The sequence below is a fragment of the Micromonospora sp. NPDC051300 genome (assembly GCF_044455315.1).
Lineage (GTDB): Bacteria > Actinomycetota > Actinomycetes > Mycobacteriales > Micromonosporaceae > Micromonospora > Micromonospora robiginosa.
Map to the genome: position 1 here is coordinate 231,174 of NZ_JBITEP010000004.1, position 16,774 is coordinate 247,947.

Below are 16,774 nucleotides of genomic sequence, written 5' to 3' on the forward strand. Positions count from 1 at the left end.
CCCGGGTCCGCATAGCGGTGCGGACCCGGGCGGCCCGTGGACGGCCGCCGGTGACGTCGTCGCCTCCCACAGCCGAGGAGTGAGCGCAGATGCACCCCGCAACGCCCCCCACCGCCGGCGCACCCGCCGGGCGGGATCACCGTACCCCTCTGACCCGACGTCGATTCGTCCGCGGCCTGGCCGCGGTCGCGCTCGTCGCGCCGCTCGCCCTGGGCGCGGCCGGCTGCGGCGACGACGACGCCGCCGGCGACGGCGGCCCGGTCAAGCTCTCCGTCTTCTGGTGGGGCGGCGACGCCCGGGCCAAACTGACCGAGGACGCCCTGGCGCTCTACACGAAGAAGCACCCGGACGTGACGTTCGAGAAGACCTGGCAGGCCAACCAGGGCTACTTCGACAAGCTGGCCACGCTGACCGCCGGCGGCAACCCGCCCGACCTGTTCCAGATCGACGACAACTACCTCGCCGAGTACGCCGCCCGCAGCACCACGCTCGACCTGGGCAGCTACCGCGACTCCGGCAAGCTCGACGTGTCGAAGTTTCCCAAGAGCCTGCTGGAGTACGGCGTGGTCGACGGCAAGCTCGCCGGGGTGGCCGCCGGGGAGAACACCCAGGGCCTGGTCTACAACAGGACGCTGCTGACGAAGAACGGGCTGCCGGAGCCGACCACCGGGATGAGCTGGGAGGAGCACATCGCCTGGGCGGAGCAGGTGGCGAAGAAGACGAAGGTGCCCGGCACCCAGGACCCGAGCGCCGACTACAAGGCGCTCTGGGTGTGGCTGCGCCAGCAGGGCAAGGACCTCTACCAGGGCAAGGAACTCGGCTTCACGGTCGAGGACGTGACGAAGTGGTTCGAGCTGTGGAAGGGCGCCCGCGACCGGGGCGCCACCCCGACCGCGGACGTCATCCACCAGGGCAACGCCACCGACATCACCAAGCAGCTCGTGGTCACCGGCAAGGCGGCCACCTCCTGGGTCTGGGCCAACCAGATGCCCGACCTGAAGAAGAACACCAAGGACGAGTTGGGCGTGGTGGCGTACCCCGGTGACCCGAGCGCCCAGTGGGCCCGCGCCTCGATGTACTGGTCGGTGTTCCGGGGCAGCAAGCACCGCGACACCGCGGTCGACGTGATCAACTTCCTGAACAACGACCCGGAGGCGGTCGCGCTGCTCGGCACCGACCGTGGCCTGCCCTCCAACATGGACCTGCGGGCCAAGGTCAGCGAGACCGCCACCGACCCGGCCATGAAGCAGTCCATCCAGGTCGAGTCCGAGCTGGCGCAGAAGTTCGGCCCGTCCCCGCAGGTCCCGATCAAGGGACACAGCAAGGTGAAGTCCGAGCTGACCAAGGCCGCCGAGAACGCCCAGTACGGCCGGGCCACCCCGGCGCAGGCGGCGGAGCAGTTCGTCACCGCCTGCAAGGCCGCGATCGCCTGACCCGACGACGAGAAGAAAGGAACCGGCGCGTGGCCCTCACCACGGCGCCCGGCCGGACCCCCCGGACCGGACCGGTCGGCCCCCGCCCCACGCGGCGCGGGGCCGGCCGGGCCCGGTACGGCGAGGGCCTGGCGGGGTACGTCTTCCTCTCGCCCTGGCTCATCGGACTGATGGGCATCACGGCGCTTCCCATGCTGCTGTCGCTCTGGCTCAGCTTTACCGACTACGACATCCTCACCCCGCTGTCCGAGGTGCGGTGGGTCGGGCTGGCCAACTACGAACGGATGTTCACCGCCGACCCGTCGTACTGGCACGCGGTGCGGGTCACGCTGACGTTCGCGCTTGTCGCCGTGCCGTTGAAGCTGGCCGCCGCGCTGGGCGTGGCGCTGCTGCTCAACCGCACCTGGCGCGGCGTCGGGCTGTTCCGCGGCCTGTTCTACCTGCCGTCGCTGCTCGGCGGCAGCGTCGCGCTCGCCATCGTCTGGGTCAACATGTTCAACCGGGACGGCGCGTTCAACTCGTTCCTCGCCCTCTTCGGCGTCGAGGGGCTGCCCTGGGTCGCCGACCCGGACTGGGCCCTGCAGACGCTGATGGTGCTGGCGATCTGGCAGTTCGGCGCGCCCATGGTGATCTTCCTGGCCGGGCTCAAGCAGGTCCCGGTCGAGCTGTACGAGGCGGCGGCCGTCGACGGGGCGGGCGCGTGGCGGCGGTTCCGGGCGGTCACCCTGCCCATGCTCTCCCCGGTGATCTTCTTCAACCTGGTGCTGGAGACCATCCACGGCTTCCAGGGGTTCACCGCCGCGTTCGTGCTCAGCAACGGCACCGGCGGCCCGGTCGACTCCACCCTGATGTACACGCTCAAGCTCTACATCTCCGGCTTCACCGACCTGGAGATGGGCTACGCCTCGGCGATGGCCTGGGTGTTCCTGCTGGCCATCGCGCTCATCACCGCCGTCTTCTTCAGCACCGGCCGGTTCTGGGTGCACTACTCGGACGGAGACGACTCGTGACGGCCCTGACCGCCCGCCGGCGGCCGGGCAACCGGCAGGCGCTGCGCCTGCTGGTGCTCGTGGTGATCGTGGCGGTGGTGCTCTATCCGCTGGTCTGGATGCTCGGCACCTCGGTCAAGTCGCAGGCCGAGATCGTCAACAACATCGGCCTGCTGCCGGAGGAGTTCACCCCCGGCAACTACGTCGACGGCTGGACCAACTTCGACGTCGGCTTCGGCCGGTTCTTCCTCAACAGCGCCATGGTCAGCCTGCTGACCGTGGTCGGCAACGCGCTGTCCTGCCTGCTCGCCGCGTACGCCCTCGGGCGGCTGCGGTTCCGGCTGCGCAGGGTGTGGTTCACCGTCATGATCGGCACCCTGCTGCTGCCCGGGCACGTGCTGATCGTGCCGCAGTACATCCTGTTCCGCAGCCTCGGCCTGGTCGGCGGCGACTGGCCGTACCTGCCGCTGCTGGTGCCGCACTTCCTGGCCACCGAGGCGTTCTTCGTCTTCCTCATGGTGCAGTTCATGCGCGGCATCCCCCGCGAGCTGGACGAGGCCGCCAAGATCGACGGCGCCAGCCCGTACGGCGTCTTCCGGCACGTGATCCTGCCGCTGAGCCGGCCCGCGCTGGTCACCACCGCGATCTTCTCGTTCATCTGGACCTGGAACGACTTCTTCCGGCAGCTCGTCTTCCTGTCCACCCTGGAGGACTACACCGTGCCGGTGGCGCTGACCCTGTTCATCGACTCGACAAGCCAGAGCGCGGTCGGCCCCATGTTCGCCATGTCGGTGCTGTCCCTGCTGCCGGTGTTCCTGTTCTTCCTCGCCTTCCAGCGGATGCTCGTCGAGGGCATCAACACCAGCGGGTTGAAGGGATGACCGCCGAGCGTCCCCGCCGCGACTGGCGGGACACCGTGGCCGAGGCGGCCGACCTGGCGCTGCTCGGCCTCGCCGTGGCGGTCGTCGCGCTGCCGCTGCTCACGCTCGCCCCGGCGGTCGCCACCGCGTCGGCCGCGCTGCACGACCGGTCGGTCACCGGGAGCTGGCCGCCGGCGCGGACCAGCCTGGCCCGCCTCGGCCGGGCGCTGCCGGCCGGCGCGGCGGTCAGCGCCGTCGCGCTCGCCGTCGCCGCGCTGCTCGCCGCCGACCTGCTCGCGCTGGCCGGCGGCCGGGTGCCCGGCGGCGGGCCCGCGCTCGCGGTCACCGCCGTCGTGGTCGCGGCGGTGCTCGGGTACGCGGGCCTGGTCACCGTCGCGGTCGGACGCACCGGCGGTCGGGGCTGGCGTGCCGCCACCCGGCAGGCGGGCCGCGCCTGTCTGCGCCGGCCCGGCGTCTGGGCCGCCGCCGCCGGGACCTGCGCCCTGGCCACGGTGCTGGCCGCGCTGGTCACGCCGGTGGCGGTGCCGATCCTCGGCGGGTACACGCTGGCGGCGCTGCACGCGGTGGACGGCCGTCACCCGGCCTTCGCGTCGGAACCCGCGGAGGCGCGCGGTGTGGCGATTCGCCCGGAGGCGTCGTGACCGCCACGGCCGCAGGCGGAGTGGAACGGCTGGTCGTGGCCGGGACGGAGGTCGCGCGCTACGTCCTCCGGCCGGAGCTGGACCCCCGGCACGGACCCCGGCCCTACCTGCACCCGGTGCGGACCCGCGCCGGCACCCCGGTCACCGACGCGCTCCCCGCCGACCACGTCTGGCACCTCGGCGCGTCGCTGGCCGTGCAGGACGTGGACGGCACCAACCTGTGGGGCGGGCGCACCTACGTGCGCGGCAGCGGTTACACCTGGCGCGACGACCACGGCGTCGTCGCCCACACCGGCTGGCGGGAGCGGGCCGCCGACCGGCTCGACCACGACCTGGCGTGGCGGGACCCGGCCGGCCGGCCGCTGCTGCGCGAGCACCGCCGGCTCACCGCCGCCCCGGCCGGCGACGACGCCTGGTGGCTGACGGTGTCCAGCACGCTCACGTCCGCCACCGGCGCCGACGTCCGTCTGGGCAGCCCCGCCACCAACGGCCGTCCCGGCGGGGCCGGCTACGGCGGCTTCTTCTGGCGGGCGGTCACCGGCGTCGAGGCGCGGGTGTGGACCGGGGAGGCGTCCGGCGAGGAGGCGGTCAACGGTTCCGCCGCGCCGTGGCTGGCGTTCGCCGGCACCGCGCCCGGCGGCGGCGCGTACACGCTTGTCGTCACCGGCCTCGGGCCGGGCGACAGGTGGTTCGTCCGCACCGCCATGTACCCGGGCGTCTGCGTCGCGTACGCCTTCGACCGGCCGGCGGTGGTCGCCGCCGGCACGCCCCGCCGCAACCGGCACCGGGTGCTGGTGGTCGACGGCCACCTCGACCCGGCCGCCGTCCCGGCCCGGCTCGCGGCGTCGCCGTGACCGGGCCGGAGGTCGCCTGCGTGGGGGAGACCATGGTGGTGCTCACCCCCGACGACGGCGGGCCGCTGCGGCACGCCGCCCGGCTCACCGTCGGCGTCGGCGGCGCCGAGTCCAACGTGGCGACGGGACTGGCCCGGCTCGGTCACCGCGCCGCCTGGGTCAGCCGGGTCGGCGACGACCCGTTCGGCCACCGGGTGGTCGCCGAGATCGCCGACGCCGGCGTGGACGTCGGGCTGGTCACGGTGGACCCGGCCGCACCGACCGGCGTCTACCTCAAGGACCCCGGGCCGGCCGGCACCCGGGTGCACTACCACCGGGCCGGGTCGGCGGCGAGCCGGCTCGGCCCGGTGGACCTCGCCGACCCGCGGCTGGCCGGGGTGCGGATGCTGCACCTGTCCGGGATCACCGCGGCGCTCTCCGACTCCTGCCGGGACCTGCTCGCGTACGCGCTCGACCGGCGGGCGGCGCCCGGCGCCCGGGTCACCTTCGACGTGAACCACCGACCCGCGCTCTGGACGGCCGAGCGGGCCGCCCCGGTGCTGCGCGAGCTGGCCGACCGCGCCGACGTGGTGCTCGTCGGGCTGGACGAGGCGGCGACGCTCTGGGGCAGCGCCGACCCGGCGGCCGTACGCGACCTGCTGCCCGGGCCGGAGCTGCTCGTGGTCAAGGACGGGCCGGTCGGCGCCACCGCGCTGGCGCGTACCGGACCGGCGGTCTTCGTGCCGGCGCTGCCGGTGGACGTGGTGGAGCCGGTCGGCGCCGGGGACGCGTTCGCCGCCGGCTTCCTCGCCGGGTTGCTGCGCCGGGCCGACCTGAGATCCTGTCTGCGCCTGGGCCATCTCACCGCGGCGCCGGTGCTGGCCGTGCCGGGCGACACCGCGCCGCCGCCGGACCCGGCGCGCATCGCCTCGGCGCTGGCCCGGACGGACCGGGAGTGGGCGACGCCGGCGCGGCGTCCCGACGGAGGGAGCGGCACATGACCGGGCACGACTTCGCACCACTGTTCGGCGACGCGCGGGTGATGGTGATCCTGCGCGACCTGCCGCCCGAGGAGACGGTGCGGCTCGCGGAACTGGCCTGGGACCTCGGCATCGGCGTGGTGGAGGTGCCGATCCGTACCGTGGGGGCGGTGCCCGCGCTGCGCGCCGCGGTGGCGGCCGGGCGGCGTCGGGACCGGATCGTCGGCGCCGGCACGGTCCGCACCCCGGCCCAGGTCCGCCAGGCGGTGAGCGCCGGCGCGGCGTTCACCGTCGCCCCCGGTCTGGACCTGGCGGTCGCCGACACGGCGCACACCTACGGCATTCCGCACCTGCCCGGCGTGGCCACCCCCACCGAGGCGCAGCAGGCGCTGGACCACGGCCTGCGCTGGCTCAAGGCGTTCCCGGCGGTCAGTCTCGGCCCGGCCTGGTTCCGGGCGGTCGCCGGGCCGCTCCCGGAGGCCCGGTTCGTGGCCACCGGCGGCATCGACGCCGGCAACGCGGGCGACTTCCTGGCCGCCGGTGTCCGGGTGGTGGCGGTCGGTTCGGCGCTCACCGACCCGGCGCAGCTCCCGCGCCTGGCCGAGCTGGCCACCGGCCGCCCGGTCAGGTGACCGTGCGGCCGGACGTGGTGACCGTGGTGCGGACCGCCTTGACGATCGCCGGGATCGAGCCGATCAGCAGCACCAACGCCCAGATCAGCGCCACCACGGCGAACACCACCGCGCCGAGGTCGTCGAGGATGCTGACCAGGATCACCGGCAACAGGCCGTGCAGGAACTGCAGCACCACCGTGCACAGCAGCGTGGTCAGCGCCAGCAGCACCAGACCCTTGTTGCGCAGGAACCGTGGCTGGGCGGCCAGCAGCAGGCCCGCCCAGACCAGCTTGAGCAGCAGCACCAGCCCGAGCAGCACGGCCGCGTCGTCGACCGGGAAGAACCCCCACACCGCGAGGTAGGCGAGCGTGCCGAACGGGGGCGCCAGGAACAGCGAGACCATCACCGTCAGCTCGACGAACGCGATGATCAACAGGACCAGCGACACCAGCAGCAGGACGATCGAGAAGATGAGCGTGGCGACGCCCTGCACCCGGCCCTGCACCCGGTCCGGCAGCACCAGGCTCAGCGCGAACAGCCCGGTGGTCCAGAGCGCCACCACGTCGATCAGGGCCAGGTAGCCGATGCCCCGGCCGGACGGCTCGGCCACCGCGCCCACGTCGCCCAGCTCGACGCCGAGCTGCCCGGCGCTGTCGCGCAGCGCGCCACCCGCGTCGCCGCCGCCGGTCAGCGCCGCGGCGCCCAGCTCCACGCCGACCACCAGCGCCACCACGAACAGCGCCAGCAGCAGGAACGGCTTCCGCAGCTCACCCATGTCGCGCCTCCCCGCCGGCGGGCCCGGTCAGGACCGGGCGACAGTGACCGTGCACCCGCCACCTCCCGGACACCGCAGGAGCACCTCGGTCTCCCGGTCCACCGCCACCTTCGCCACCGTCGCGCCGTCCGGCCCGGGCGTCACCTCGTCGGTCACGGTCACGTCCGCGTCGCCGGGCGCGCGGGCGGTCACCTCGAACGGTGTCGCGCCCCGCAGCAGCAGCGTGCGCAGCGAGCCCGGGTCGGCGACCCGCAGCCGGCAGGTGGCGCCGAAGGCGACCACCAGCCCGTCGGCGGTGCCGACCGGGTCGGCGGCCGGTGGCAGGCAGGTCACGGTCACCGTCGCCGGGTCCACCGCCCCGGCGCCGTGCCCGAGCCGGGCCAGCGGGCCCGGCCCCGCGCCCGGGTCGCCCGGGCCGTCCCGCCGCCCGGCCACCGCCACCACCCAGAGCAGCACCAGCAGGACGGCCAGCACGACCAGCAGCACCTTCTGCCGACCGCTCACGGTGCCGTCCCTGTTCGCGACTGCGGGGCTCGCAGGACCGGCTCACTCCTCGCGCTCACGGTGCCGTCCCTGTTCGCGACTGCGGGGCTCGCAGGACCGGCTCACTCCTCGCGCTCACGGCTGGCCGACCGGGGTGAACCGGACCAGGTCCACCCCGGCGAAGTAGGAGTCGGTGCCCTGGGTCTTGCTCACCGCCACCAACGTCAGCTCGTGCGCGCCCTTGGTCAGCTCCAGCGTGGCCACCTCCACCTCGTCGGTGATGGCCACCGCCGGGCTGAAGCCGAAGAACGTGTCGCCGACCTGCTTGCCGTCGACCAGCCAGATGGTGTTCGCGTAGTCGGGCGCGGTGGTGCGCACGGTGGCGAACCGCCAGGCCCCGGCCGACGGCAGGTCCACCCGCACGGTCACCCGGTCGCCGACCGCCCGACCGAGGAAGAACAGCTGCTTGTCGCCGGACCAGGTCACCTCGCAGCAGTTGTCCTGCGCCACCACCGCCGCCTTGGTGGGGCCCTTCGAGGTGACCTCGGCACCGGCGACGAGCGACTCCGCCTCCACCGTCACCGGCCGGGCCTGCGGCGTCGGCGGCGTGTCCGGGCCGCGGGTCACCAGCCACACCACCACGCCGCCGACCACCAGCAGCAGCACCGCCGCGGCCGCCAGCCACGGCCACGGCGAGCGCTTCGGCGCCACCACCGCCCGCACGTCGTACGTCACCCGGCCGCTGGAGCGGGAACTCTCCTCGGGGGCGGTGTTCGCCGAGTACGCGAACCCGGTCATGTCGTAGCGCCGGGGTGGGGTGCCGGGCGGCACGGCGAGACGCACCAGGACCGACACCGAGCCCTGCCCGGGCACCACCCGCTGCGGTTCGGCCACGGTGAACCAGGCGCGCTGGGTGCCCTCGCCCGGCGCGACGTCGAACACCACGGTGTCCGGGGCCGCGCCCGGGTTCGACACGGTGAAGGTCAGCTCGCCGGCGTTGCGGGCGTCCAGGGTGAACTGCTCGGCGGCGGCGGCGACGGTCCATTCGGTGGTCATGACGGCTCCTCGGGCGGGTCGTGGGGCGGGGGTGGGGGCACGTGCGCCCGGCCGACCGCGCGCACCGACCCGGCCGGCGACGACACCGGCTCGGCGGGTGGCGGCGTCGGCTCCGCCGGGGGCGGCGTCGGCACGGCGGGCGGCGGCGTCGGGTCGGCCGGGGGCGGCGTCGGGTCGGCCGGCGGCGGGGGATCGGCGGGCGGGTCGGCGGCGGCGGCGACCACCTCGACGGTGACCGCGGCCGGCTTCTCCGCCTCGACGATCCGGGTGACCAGGCCCAACCGGTCCGCGGCGGCCGGCGGCACGCGTACCACCAGGTGGAACGGGCGCTCGGCCGGCTCGTCCAGCACGAACCCGGTCACCCCGGTGGCCAGCTCCAGCGCGGTGCGCATCCCGTACGGGGTGCCGCGCCAGCGGGCCAGCAGCGCGCCGTGCGCGACCAGGTCGCGCAGCCGGCCCAGCGGCAACGGCAGCGGCGCGTCCGCCCGCGGCGCGCTCACCACGTGGTCCATCGCCACCCAGCGGGTCAGGTACGCGACGAACCCGTCCGGCGTCCGGTACGGCCCGAACAACGCGTCGACGTCGGCGAGCACCGCCTCGTCCGGGGCGTGCAGCGCCTCCATCACGTCCAGCAGCGCGCCCAGCACGCTGCCCGGGCCGGCGGCCCGCTGGTACGCGGCCGGCAGCAGCCGCTCAATCGCCGTTCGGCGCATCCTGCCGCACCACCTCGATGTCGTGCTCGCCGGAGCAGAGCAGCCAGGTGCCGGGGACGGTGACCACGTCGGCGGTGGCCTGGTTGGCGCTTGCCGTCCAGTCCTCGCCGTCGCCGCTGCGGTAGACGCCGCGCTCGCCGCCGGCCAGCACCAGCCGGTCGCCGGTGGCGGACGGCGCGGTCGCGGCGATGGCGTCCACCGGGGAGAACCGGGTCCGGTCCCGCAGCGGCAGGCCGCAGTTGACCGACACCGACCGCCACTGCGGCTGCCCGGCGAGGGTGTCCAGCCGGACCACCCCGCCGCTCTGCGTGGCGGCCAGCGCCAGCGGACCGCTGAACGCCAGGTCCCGGCAGGTGCCGCCGATCCAGCCGGCGGCCATCGACTGCCACTGCACGTCCGACTCGAACAGCCGGGTCCGGTGGCAGCCCTGCCCGGGTTTCTTCGGGTCCGGCTCGCCCGCGCCGCACCACAGCAGCGTGGCCGGGCCGTCGTACTGCACGGCGAGGACCCGGTTGTCCACGTTGGCCAGGCCGACGTGGCCGAACGTGCCGGGGCGGCCGGCGGCGGTGGAGAGGTAGACCCCGAAACCGGCCTGCGCGGCCACCGCCACCCCGGGCGCGCCGCGCTCGGAGACGAACGCGCGGACCGCGTAGAAGCCCCGGTCGGCGTCGGCCGGGTCGACCAGGATCTGCAACGGCACCGCGCCCGGCAGCAGCGGCACCTCGTAGAGTCCGGCGTCGGTGGCCAGCAGCAGCGCGCCGGTGCCGTCGCGGTCGATCCAGGCGAGGTCCCGCACCCCGGCCTCCAGGTCGGTGAGCAGCGTCCAGTTCTCGCCCAGGTCGGTGCTCAGCCGCACCCGGGAGCCGCCCGCGTCGCGGGCGGTCACCACCGCCACCGAGCCGGCCCGGGGCACCACGCCGGGGCGCACCGGGGCGGGGGCGGGCGCGACCCGCACCACCGTCTCGCCGTCGAACCGGCCGGCCGGCTCCCAGCCCGCGCCGGCGTCGGTCGAGCGGAACAGCACCGGTCCGCGCCCGGCGTACCAGGTGTCCGGCTGGTACTGGTCCACGGCGAGCGCGCGGACCTGCGCGTCCGGCGCCTCGTCGACCACGAACCGCACCGACTCGACGTACCGCACGCCCGGCTCGGCGTGCTCCAACATCCGGTAGACGTTGGAGGCGCGCAGCGGCTCGCCGAACGCCCAGCCGGTCGGGTTGAGCGGGGTGGGCAGCGGGCTCAGCGTCTGGTGCAGCCGGTCGTGGATCCGGCGGCGGACCGCGTCCACGTCCTCCTCGCGGCGCACCACCACCCGGGCCCGCACCGAGACCGCCTTGTAGCGGGCCCACCCGGCGCGGACCGCCGTGCCCAGCGCGCGCCGCCGCTCCAGGTCGGCCTCGACCCGGCGGCGCGCCTCCTCGACCTCGTGCTCGCGCAGCACCGCCACCGGCAGCCGGCCGCCGGGGCGGGCCGCCTCCGGCACGTACGGCACCAGCACCACCTCCACCTCGCCGGGGCGGGCGAAGCTGTAGACCGCGGCCCGGGTGAACGCCCGCGCCCGGGCCACCGCGCCGGAGCCGGTGGCGAGGATCTCGAAGTCCCGGGCGGTGACCGCGCGCTGCTGGGCGAAGAACTCGTACGGCCCGCGGGCCAGCACCGACTCCAGCGACTCCAGCTCCCGCCCGCCGGTGGCCGGCAGCGGGTTGTCCACCCTCAACCCGGGCAGCGGGTCGCGCAGGCTGGTCAGCACGCCGGCGGCCACGTTCCCGGTCGGCCCCCCGCCGCACCGGTACCACAGCCGCACCTGCCGCCCGGCCGGCGGCACCGCCGCCACGGTGGTCGCCCCGGCCGCCCCCTCGACGGCCGGGCCGCCCCCGCTCCCGGCGTCCGGCCCGGTCCCGGTCGGCCTGACCGGGCGCAGGTCCAGCGCCGGGGCGAACGTGACCACCCCGGACGCCCGGTCCACCAGGTAGACCTTGGCCTGCGGGCCCAGGCCGGCGAAGCTGTCCACCGGCCGCCAGATCTCGTACGTGCGGCCCTCGTGCTCGCGGGCGGCGGCGCCCAGCTCCACCGAACCGGCCGGCACCTCCACCCCGAGCAGCAGGTCCAGCGCCTCGGTGGTGCGGGTCAGCGGCGCGCGGGCCGCCCGGAACGTCTGTCCGGGCTGGCCGGTGCCGGTGCCCAGCAGCTCCGCCTCGACCGGCTCGCAGTGGTGCACGCGTACCGTCACCTCGGTCTCGCCGGCGGGCAGCACCACCGGCTCGGTGGTCACGAAGACGATCGGTCGGGGGTCAGCGCCGCGGGCCGCGGCGACCCGGGTCCCGGCCGGCACCCGCACCGCGCCGCGGTCCGCGCCGGTGCGGGTCAGGCGCACGTCCGCCCAGGCCGCCGCCGGCGGGTGCCGGGTCGCGCCGAGCAGGTTCAGGAACGCGACGTACGCCTTCTCCGGCAACTGGTTCAGCCGGTAGATCATCACCTCGGTCAGGTAGGCGAACGCCTCCACCAGCGCCATCCCCGGGTCGTGCGCGGACAGGTCCGTCCAGTCCGGACACGAGCGGCGGATCCGTTCCCGCGCCTCGGTGACCAGGTCGAGGAAGGCGCGGTCGTCAAGGTGCGGCACCGGCAGCGTCATGGCGTGACCTCCTCGCCCGGCAGATCGCCGGGGTCGTCGTCGGGCGGCAGCAGGTCGACGGAGAACACCAACTGGCCGGGGGAGAGGCTGGCGCGCACCCGGTAGTCCAGCCGGATCACCAGGCGCCACGGGTCGTCCGGGTCCGGTCCGGCGTCCACGTCCAGCACCTCCACCCGCGGCTCCCAGCGCCGGATCGCCTGCCGCACGTAGTGGATCGCCAGCCCGGCGGTGGTGTCGTCGTTCGGCGCGAAGACCAGCCGGTGCAGTCGTGAGCCGTACCCGGGGCGCATCAGCCGCTCGCCCGGGGTGGTGGACAACAGCAGGTACAGCGCCTGGCGTACCGTCTCGTCGCCCTCGGTCATGGCGAGCCCGCCGGCGGCGGTCAGCGCGAGACCACCGGCGCGACCGGCGTCGAAGCCGGCGCCGACGAAGCGGAACGCCCTCACCGGTCCGCCCCCAGGAACATCTGCCGCGGGTCGCGGACCTGGTGGTGCACGGTCCCCGGCGGGGTGCCGTCGGTGAGGCCGTCCAGGTTCGACAGCACCACCGGCTGCCGGTCCACCCGCACCCAGGCGCTGTAGCCGACCGTCACGGTCATCGTCTTCAGGCACGGTTTGATCGTCGGGCCGTAGTTCGGGCAGGCGATGATGTCGCGTCCCTCCGGGTCGGGTCGCACCAGCACCGGCACGCCGCGCACGGTGACCCAGCGCTGTGCGGGGCGGTTCGTCACCCGCCCGTCGTGCCCACAAGTGATCAGGGAGTCGCGGTGGATCCAGCGCATCAGCCACCTCCGGAGGAACGGGCGAGGGTACGGGCCTGCGCGGCGGCGGTCTCGGCGTCCTCGGCCGCCGGGGCGTGCAGGAAGTCGACGGTCTTCGCGCGCACCACCATGGCCCGGCCCGGCGCGGAGAGCACCAGGTCGCCGGCGGCGTGCACGGTGGTCAGCTCGGGGCGCAGCTCGACGAAGCTGCCCGCGTCGGTGGCCAGCCGCAACGTGCGACCGTCGTCGTCGATGACGATCGACTGGCCGGTGCCGGTCCGCATCGACCACCGCCGGGACCGCCCCGACACGATCCCCGCGTCGTACGGCTCGACCGCGCCGAACATCGCGCCGAGCACCACGCCCGACGCCGGCTCGCCGCCGGGCAACGCCACCAGCACGGTGTCGTCCGGGTCGGGCAGCGCGACGATCCCCTTGCCCCGGCCCGCGCCCGGACAGACCACGGCCAGCCAGCCGGCGTCCAGGTCCCCGTACGCCGGCAGCGTCACCCGGGCCCGGCCCAACCCGTCCGGGTCGTCGACGTCGGTGACCCGGCCGAGCGTGACCGTCGCCGCCGGGGGCGCGGTGACCGGGGGCGGCTCGGGCGGGGCGGTGGAGAACCGGGTCAGGTGGCCGTCCGCGTCCACCGTGTGCACCACCTCGGTGAGCACGTACACCCCGGCCACCGGGTCCGGGACGCCGGCCAGCGCGACCCGCCGGCCAGGCCGCAACGCCGGATCCCCATCGGCCGTGCCCTCGGCGGTCACCAGCGCGGCGACCCGCGCGTCCAGCCCGGCCTGGGCCAGCGCGGCCAGCTCGTCGTCGCTGCGGGCCGGCTGGTCCACCGCGGTACGCACCCCGTCCGCGCCGACGTCGCCCGGCTCCGGGCGCAACGGGATCCGTCGCCCGCTGCGCGCCTCGCCGGCCCGCTGCCCCAGCGGCTCGGCGCGTTGCGGGTGCCAGCCCAGCGCGGCGCACTCCGCGCCGGCCCGGTCCAGGTTCTCGGTGACCCGCAGCGCGTGCACGCTCCCGCCCAGGGTCAGCGGCAGCGGCTCGCCGTACCCGTCGAGGGTGAGCAGCCGCAACCGGTCACCGTCCACGCTCAGGTGCAGCCCGGCCCGGCCGGCCACCTCGCACAGCAGCTCCAGGTCGGTGTGCCGGTGCTGGAGCAGCCGGTCCAGGCGCGGCCCGTCGGTCTCGGCGACCACGCTCAACCCCAGCCCGGCGCACAGCTCCCCGGCCAGCTCGGCGGCCGTCACCGACTCGAACACCCGCAGCTCCTGCCGCTTGCGCAGCCGGTGCAACGGGTCGTACGCCCGGATCCGCAGCAGCGCGGCGCCGTCGCCGGCGTACTCCACCTCCACGGCGGTCACCTCGCCGGTGAACAGCGCCTCCGGGTGACCGTCCAGGCGCACGTCGAGGGCCGCGCCGGGGCGTACCGGCGGGTCGAGCGCCCCCGTGCCGGGCGCGGTGGCCAGAGCCAGCTCGCATTGCGTCGGCAGGTCCAGCCGGGCGGCGACCCGGATCCCGCGCAGCCGGGTCGGGTCGGCCAGCGGCCGGCCGTCCAGGGTCACCGTCGCGGCCCGGGTCACGGCGTGCCTCCCGTCGTGGTGGCGGCCTCGGGTGGTGGCGCGGCGCCGCCGATCGCCGGCACCGCCAGCGCGGTGCCGGCCGGCACCGCGAGCGGGTCGGTGATCCGGTTGTGCTCGGCGAGCAGCCGCCAGCGCAGCGGTGATCCCAGCGCGTCGTGCGCGAGCAGGTCGAAGCGGACCCCGGACCAGCCCGGCTCCGTCGCGCCGTCGGCGGCGGCGACCACCGCCGAGCCGGGCGCCACGGTCGGCGTGCTCGCCGTGGCCAGTTCCTCCTCGAAGCCGGCCTGGGCCGCGTCGGCGGTCTCCGCCACCCGGACCAGCCGCAACCGCAGCCAGGAACGGCGCGGCGTGCCGGTGAGCGTGAACGCGTCGAACCGTTCCGCGATCGCCGAGATCACGCCCGGCACGTTCCAGGTCTTGCCCCAGACCAGCCGGACCAGCGGTGGACGGGGCCAGCCGTGCTCGACAGTCGAGTTCTCGGCGAGCATCCACAGCGGCCGGGTCAGCGCCCGGACGTCCTCGGGGCGGGCCGGCGACTCCACGAAGTCGACGTCGAAGAGCAGGTCCAGCACCAGCTCGGTGCGCCCACCGCCGGTGAAGACCAGCGGGTCGTCGGCCAGACCGGCGCCGGTCAACGGCCCGTCCGGGCCGCCGCGGGGCCGTATCCCGGCCAGCCGGGTGACCTGCACGGTCTCCGGGTTGAGCAGGCAGTCGACCCGGGTGCCGGACTCGTCCACGAGGAAGGCGACGCGTTCCATCAGCCACCCGCCTGTTCCCGGTCCAGCCGGCTCTCCCGCCAGGCCGCGCCCGCGACCGCCGGCCGGGGCGCCGGCTCGTCGGGCAGCGCCGGCCACAGGTCCCGGTGCGCCGTGCCGATCTCCGCCGCCGGCCGCGTCCGGCCCGCCCGTCCGCTGCCGGGTGACCCGACGACGGCCTCGTCCGGCAGCGTGGGCCACGGACTCGACGGACGTCGCCGGCCGGCGTCGTCCACCGCGCTCGCCGCCGACGGCTGCGTCGCCCGCTGCCGCCGCGACGACAGCGGCACCTGGCGCTCTCCGTCGCGCGACGGGTCGTCGGCTCGGTGCCCGGCACCGGTCCGCGCCGGGCGACGTCCCGCGTCGCCCGATCCGTCGGCCGTCCCCGGATCACGTCGCGCCGGGGCGAACGAGAGTGGACGGACGCCCGGCCACCCTCCCCGGTCCGGTTCGGCGGTGGCGTCGGCGCGGCCGCCGTCGGACGGGCCCGCCCGCTCACCCTCGCGGCCGAGGCGCCCCGCGCGCCGGGTCGACCACCCCGCCCGGGTGATCCCCGGCGACCCGTCTCCGCCGGCCGGTCCGGTCGCGTCGGCCCGGCTGCGGCGTCCCCCGGACGTGCCCGGCCCCGTGGAGCCACCCGGCCCGGCGACGCCGTCGGTTCCCCCCGATCCGACGGGACCGCCGGGACCCGAGGTGCCGTCCAGCCCGAGGCTCCGTCCCCATGGACCGGCCGCTCCTCCGGGGCCCCGCCCCCAGGCGCCGGCACCGGCGAGTCCGCCCGACGTGCCGGCGCTGTCGGGTCCGCCCGACGTGCCGGCGCTGTCGGACCCGCCCCACCCGCCGGCACTACCCGGTCCGCCGGACGCACCGCGATGGCCGGGCGCGCCCGGTGTGCCGCCCCTTCCGGTGCGGCCGCGTCCCGCCGTGCCGCCCGGCCCGGCGGCGGACCCCCACGTCCCGCCCGATCCGTCGGTTCCCCACACTCCGCCCGGTCCGGTTCCGCCCCGCCCCGGCGTGCTGTCGCGGGCCGGGGGACCGCCCCCGGACGCCCCCGGATCGGCGGCGCCGCCGGCCGGCCCGGGCGCGCGCCCGGACGACGCTCCGGTCGCGCGGCTCCTGGCGGTCCGGCCCCACCGCGTCGGTCCGGCTCCGGTCGATCGCGATCCCGTCCGCGTCCGGGACGGGCGCGGTCCGGCGCCGTCCGGTCCGGCGATCCACGCCGTCACGTCGTCCACGTCGGACCGACCTGTGTCGGCTGCGAGACCACCCACCGGGACACCCGTCCCGTCAGCCGGTACCGACGGTAGATCTTGGTACGAATCGGCCCCCAGGGGGGCCCTTTCGTACCAAGATCTCGACGGGCCCACGCCGTCCCCCCGCCACGCCCGCCACAGTCGGGTCAGCCGACCCGCCACCGACCGGTCGGTGACCAAGGAGTTCGTGTCGGCGGCGTGGTCGTTCTCGACGCGAACTCCTTGGTCACCGAGCACGGGCGGGAGGCGGGGGAGGTCGTGCAGGAGGCCGGGGGCGTGCGCGGCGACCAGACGGAGCCAGTGCTCGGGTGGCTCGCCGGGGCGGCGCGCCGCCAGCTCGCCGGCGAGCGCGGACCGGTCCCCGGCGAGCGGGGATCGGCTGCCGGC

At 75.9% G+C, this 16,774-nt stretch carries 17 protein-coding genes; 7 read left to right on the forward strand and 10 right to left on the reverse strand.

Annotated features, from left to right (window positions below; genetic code table 11):
- Positions 1-89: 89 nt before the first annotated feature.
- The 7 genes from ACIA5A_RS07500 to ACIA5A_RS07530 are packed head-to-tail and all read left to right on the forward strand — an operon-like array spanning position 90 to position 6,389.
- A complete protein-coding gene (locus ACIA5A_RS07500; RefSeq protein WP_396757559.1) occupies positions 90-1,433 on the forward strand; it encodes an ABC transporter substrate-binding protein in 1,344 nt (447 codons plus the stop codon).
- Positions 1,434-1,462: 29 nt separating this feature from the next.
- Positions 1,463-2,443: a carbohydrate ABC transporter permease gene (locus tag ACIA5A_RS07505; RefSeq protein WP_396757562.1), complete on the forward strand. Its 981-nt coding sequence runs from the start codon at positions 1,463-1,465 to the stop codon at positions 2,441-2,443.
- On the forward strand, positions 2,440-3,303 hold the full coding sequence (locus ACIA5A_RS07510) for a carbohydrate ABC transporter permease (protein ID WP_396757565.1): 864 nt from the start codon (positions 2,440-2,442) through the stop codon (positions 3,301-3,303). The genes ACIA5A_RS07505 and ACIA5A_RS07510 overlap by 4 nt, the downstream gene beginning before the upstream one ends.
- A complete protein-coding gene (locus tag ACIA5A_RS07515; protein WP_396757568.1) occupies positions 3,300-3,944 on the forward strand; it encodes a hypothetical protein in 645 nt (214 codons plus the stop codon). Before ACIA5A_RS07510 ends, ACIA5A_RS07515 begins: the two co-directional genes overlap by 4 nt.
- Positions 3,941-4,798, forward strand: coding sequence for a PmoA family protein (locus ACIA5A_RS07520; RefSeq protein ID WP_396757571.1), 858 nt, complete (start codon positions 3,941-3,943; stop codon positions 4,796-4,798). The genes ACIA5A_RS07515 and ACIA5A_RS07520 overlap by 4 nt, the downstream gene beginning before the upstream one ends.
- Positions 4,795-5,778 (forward strand): sugar kinase, encoded by a 984-nt coding sequence (locus ACIA5A_RS07525; protein ID WP_396757574.1) that lies wholly within the window; start codon positions 4,795-4,797, stop codon positions 5,776-5,778. The genes ACIA5A_RS07520 and ACIA5A_RS07525 overlap by 4 nt, the downstream gene beginning before the upstream one ends.
- Entirely contained in the window at positions 5,775-6,389 is a 615-nt protein-coding gene (locus ACIA5A_RS07530) for a bifunctional 4-hydroxy-2-oxoglutarate aldolase/2-dehydro-3-deoxy-phosphogluconate aldolase (RefSeq protein ID WP_396757576.1), read from the forward strand. The genes ACIA5A_RS07525 and ACIA5A_RS07530 overlap by 4 nt, the downstream gene beginning before the upstream one ends.
- Here the strand turns inward: ACIA5A_RS07530 and ACIA5A_RS07535 are convergent.
- The 10 genes from ACIA5A_RS07535 to ACIA5A_RS07580 form a co-directional block, all read right to left on the reverse strand.
- Positions 6,382-7,146 (reverse strand): hypothetical protein, encoded by a 765-nt coding sequence (locus ACIA5A_RS07535; RefSeq protein WP_396757579.1) that lies wholly within the window; start codon positions 7,144-7,146, stop codon positions 6,382-6,384. The two genes, ACIA5A_RS07530 and ACIA5A_RS07535, sit on opposite strands and share 8 nt — an antisense overlap.
- 27 nt (positions 7,147-7,173) lie before the next feature.
- Positions 7,174-7,650 (reverse strand): hypothetical protein, encoded by a 477-nt coding sequence (locus ACIA5A_RS07540; protein ID WP_396757582.1) that lies wholly within the window; start codon positions 7,648-7,650, stop codon positions 7,174-7,176.
- 114 nt (positions 7,651-7,764) lie between these two features.
- Positions 7,765-8,685, reverse strand: a complete 921-nt coding sequence (locus ACIA5A_RS07545; RefSeq protein ID WP_396757585.1) for a hypothetical protein — start codon at positions 8,683-8,685, stop codon at positions 7,765-7,767.
- A complete protein-coding gene (locus ACIA5A_RS07550; protein ID WP_396757587.1) occupies positions 8,682-9,398 on the reverse strand; it encodes a phage tail protein in 717 nt (238 codons plus the stop codon). The genes ACIA5A_RS07545 and ACIA5A_RS07550 overlap by 4 nt, the downstream gene beginning before the upstream one ends.
- Positions 9,379-12,027, reverse strand: coding sequence for a putative baseplate assembly protein (locus ACIA5A_RS07555; RefSeq protein WP_396757590.1), 2,649 nt, complete (start codon positions 12,025-12,027; stop codon positions 9,379-9,381). The genes ACIA5A_RS07550 and ACIA5A_RS07555 overlap by 20 nt, the downstream gene beginning before the upstream one ends.
- Positions 12,024-12,473, reverse strand: a complete 450-nt coding sequence (locus tag ACIA5A_RS07560) for a GPW/gp25 family protein (RefSeq protein ID WP_396757593.1) — start codon at positions 12,471-12,473, stop codon at positions 12,024-12,026. Before ACIA5A_RS07560 ends, ACIA5A_RS07555 begins: the two co-directional genes overlap by 4 nt.
- Positions 12,470-12,808, reverse strand: a complete 339-nt coding sequence (locus ACIA5A_RS07565) for a hypothetical protein (protein WP_396757596.1) — start codon at positions 12,806-12,808, stop codon at positions 12,470-12,472. Before ACIA5A_RS07565 ends, ACIA5A_RS07560 begins: the two co-directional genes overlap by 4 nt.
- Positions 12,808-14,379, reverse strand: coding sequence for a phage baseplate assembly protein V (locus tag ACIA5A_RS07570; protein WP_396757599.1), 1,572 nt, complete (start codon positions 14,377-14,379; stop codon positions 12,808-12,810). The genes ACIA5A_RS07565 and ACIA5A_RS07570 overlap by 1 nt, the downstream gene beginning before the upstream one ends.
- The gene (locus tag ACIA5A_RS07575) at positions 14,376-15,137 is read right to left on the reverse strand and encodes a hypothetical protein (protein ID WP_396757601.1); all 762 of its coding nucleotides are present in this window, start codon (positions 15,135-15,137) and stop codon (positions 14,376-14,378) included. Before ACIA5A_RS07575 ends, ACIA5A_RS07570 begins: the two co-directional genes overlap by 4 nt.
- On the reverse strand, positions 15,137-15,424 hold the full coding sequence (locus ACIA5A_RS07580) for a hypothetical protein (RefSeq protein WP_396757604.1): 288 nt from the start codon (positions 15,422-15,424) through the stop codon (positions 15,137-15,139). Before ACIA5A_RS07580 ends, ACIA5A_RS07575 begins: the two co-directional genes overlap by 1 nt.
- Between the last annotated feature and the right edge of the window lie 1,350 nt (positions 15,425-16,774).